Here is a 2,873-nt window from a genome sequence, read left to right on the forward strand (position 1 = left end):
GTGGGTCGCCCTGCACTGGCTGGTCTCCGGCCGCGCGGTCAGCGGGCGACGGCTCGCCGCCGACCACAACCGGCTCAGCCGTGAGCAGGCCCTGGAGCTGTACACCCTGGGCGGCGCCCGCCTCACCGGCGAGGAAGCGGTCAAGGGACGGCTCACGGTCGGGAGTTACGCGGACCTCGCGGTGCTCAGCGCCGACTACTTCACCGTGCCCGAGGCGGACATCCCGCACATCGAGTCCGTCCTCACCGTGGTCGGGGGCCGCATCGTCCACGGCGCCCAGGAGCACCAGGGGCTGGCCCCAGACCTGCCGTCGGTGACACCGGCGTGGAGCCCGGTCGCGCGGTTCGGCGGCTACCACGCCACCCCTGCCCCTGGCCTGGGCGGCGTCACCCAGGCCAGGGGGGTGACCGAGGCGGTACTCGCCTCCGAGGAACAGCACGCCTGGCGCGAAGCCCGCGGCCTCGCCGCCCCCGGCCGGTCCGCCACACCGCTGGACCCGTGCTTCCTCTGATGCCGCGCCGGCACCCCGGTACCGTCGGCCGAGGCGACTCCCCCGCCTGCGCCCCCGGAAAAGAACCCCCTGAGGAGGTGTCGTGGCCGCACCCACGGACGGTCCCCCGGCTGCGACCTCGCCGCGGCTCCCCGGTCCGCAGGTCCAGGACCGCCACCCGCTGGCGGTGGCCCTGCTCGCCCTCACCCTGGTCAGCGGCCTGATCGACGCCGTCAGCTACCTCGGCCTCGGACACGTCTTCACGGCGAACATGACCGGCAACGTCGTCGTCATCGCCTTCGCCCTGGCCGGGGCCCCCGGGTTCTCCATCGTGGGCTCGCTGACCTCCCTCGCCGCCTTCCTCCTCGGCGCGACGCTGGCCGGCCGCCTCATGCGACGGTACGGACCCCCCGGACGCGGCCGATGGCTGCGCACCGCCCTGATCACGGAAGCCGCGCTGAACGGCGTGGCCGCTCTCGTCGTCTTCGCCTGGAGCGCGAACGGGTCCGTACAGTACGCCGTGATCGCCCTGGTCGCCATCGCGATGGGCATCCGCAACGGCACCGTGCGAGACCTCGGTGTACCGGACCTCACCACCACCGTGCTCACCCTCACCCTGACCGGCCTGGCGGCCGAGTCCCGCCTGGCCGGTGCCAACTCGCCGCGCCAACGCCGCAGGATCCTCGCGGTCGCCACCATGCTGGCGGGGGCCCTACCGGGCGCGGTCCTGGTCCTGCACGGGCAGATCGCCTGGGCACTGGTGGCCGGCGCGGCACTGACGGGTGCCACCGTGCTCCTCCTGCGGGAGTGAGAACCGGTGCCACCCGTCGCCGACACACGCCCCGTTCGCGCCCAGGAAGATCACCAGTGACCCACCAACACGAGCCCACCGGCCCCACCGACTCCCTGCGCGAAGACATCCTCACCGCCCTCGGCATCCTCAAGATCGCCACCGACGACCAACTCCACCGCCTGCTGCGCCCACATCTGGGCTCCGGCAAGTCGATCCGGGCTGCGCTGCTCGACCTCCAGTTGAACGGCCTCACCGTCCCGGACGGCAACACGACGGCACAGCAAAGGACCTGGCGACTCAACGACACGGACGGCCCCAGCTCGGCGGCGCACCTGCTGCTGGAGCTGGTCCGTGGCGAGGCGGGCGGTGCCACCCGCGGCGCCGGCCGGACCGGAGCCTCGCACACCATGGCCGTCAACGAGACCATAGTGGCCTTCGTACGCGGCGGCGGTGCCGACGGCGCGGGCGGGGTCGGGAGGGTGACGTCCTGGTCGACCGAGACCGAGTTCACCCTCCCGGGAGGGAGACGCAAGGTGCGGCCGGACGCGGTACTCCAGGCACCGGAGATCGGCGTGCCGGAGCTGTTGGTCGAGGTCGGCCGGTCGACCATGCCCCCGGCCCCGGTCGCGGCGAGCTTCCCGGCCTGCCCGGAGCTCTTCCGCCGCCGGGTCCGCAACCGCCCGCCGACCGCCCCCGGCGGTGCCGCCGCCGGGTGGCGGCAGGCCCACCCCGGCCACACCCGGGACGGATGTCCGCCCATCGCCCTCGTCGTCACCGACGCCGGCTCCCACCCACTCACCGACCGGCTCAAGACCATCTACGACCTGTGCCGCAAGTACTGCCCGCCCCGCCGGAGGCGAGAAGACGGAGATGACGGCTGGGATCGCCACGACGACACCATCCCCGTCATCGCCACCACGCTCGAACTCCTCCAACAGCACGGGCCGATGGGCGAAGTCTGGCGGCGATACGGCCGCAACAACCACGGCCTCAGCCTTCCCGAGGCACTCGAGGACCGCGACGCCGCATCCGAACAGGACGGATGCGACAGAACGCGTGGCAAGGAGGTCGCAGCGGAGAACCGTCCGCGAATCGAGAAGGAGGGAGAGGGATGGAGATAGGGGGTGTCGCGCACGGTTGCCGGGACCGCCTTCTTCGACCCGAAGTGCCGAACGGCGGGGCAACCGGACGTGCTCCTGAGGCAGCCGCTCACGGCGAACGTCGACTGCGCCCGGGTGCGCAGGGCGGCTCCCGCGGGCGTGAGGCGGCCGGTCACCGACCGTTCGTCGTCGGCACTGCGTTCCCGCTACGTCAGGACCGTTGCCCCGCTCGGCCGGGAGCGCCGCGCCAGAGCTTGTGGCAGCCGGGTTCGGCGGACGGCCGGTGAGAGCATGGCCGTCTGCTGCCCCGTCCGGTGTCCGGCCGGGACGATGAACAGATTCGGAGTATGTCCCATGAACCGTAGTGAGCTGGTGGTCGCGTTGGCCGAGCGTGCCGAGGTGACCCGCAAGGACGCCGATGCGGTGCTGGCCGCCTTCGCCGAGATCACGGGCGAGGTCGTCGCCAAGGGCGACGAGAAGGTCACCATCC

At 72.6% G+C, this 2,873-nt stretch carries 4 protein-coding genes; all 4 read left to right on the forward strand.

Translation table 11 applies throughout. The annotated features are described in order from the left end of the window. On the forward strand, positions 1-511 hold a 511-nt coding region (locus AA75_RS09560), incomplete at its 5' end, for an amidohydrolase family protein (protein ID WP_033819426.1). A 160-nt stretch (positions 512-671) separates the two neighbouring features. Further along, positions 672-1,301, forward strand: coding sequence for a YoaK family protein (locus tag AA75_RS09565; RefSeq protein WP_233288974.1), 630 nt, complete (start codon positions 672-674; stop codon positions 1,299-1,301). 56 nt (positions 1,302-1,357) lie between these two features. Beyond that, on the forward strand, positions 1,358-2,404 hold the full coding sequence (locus tag AA75_RS09570; protein ID WP_033819428.1) for a replication-relaxation family protein: 1,047 nt from the start codon (positions 1,358-1,360) through the stop codon (positions 2,402-2,404). A gap of 333 nt (positions 2,405-2,737) precedes the next feature. After that, positions 2,738-2,873 (forward strand): HU family DNA-binding protein (locus AA75_RS09575; protein WP_033819429.1); only part of this gene is annotated, 136 nt, incomplete at its 3' end.

It is taken from the genome of Kitasatospora sp. MBT63 (assembly GCF_000710465.2).
Lineage (GTDB): Bacteria > Actinomycetota > Actinomycetes > Streptomycetales > Streptomycetaceae > Kitasatospora.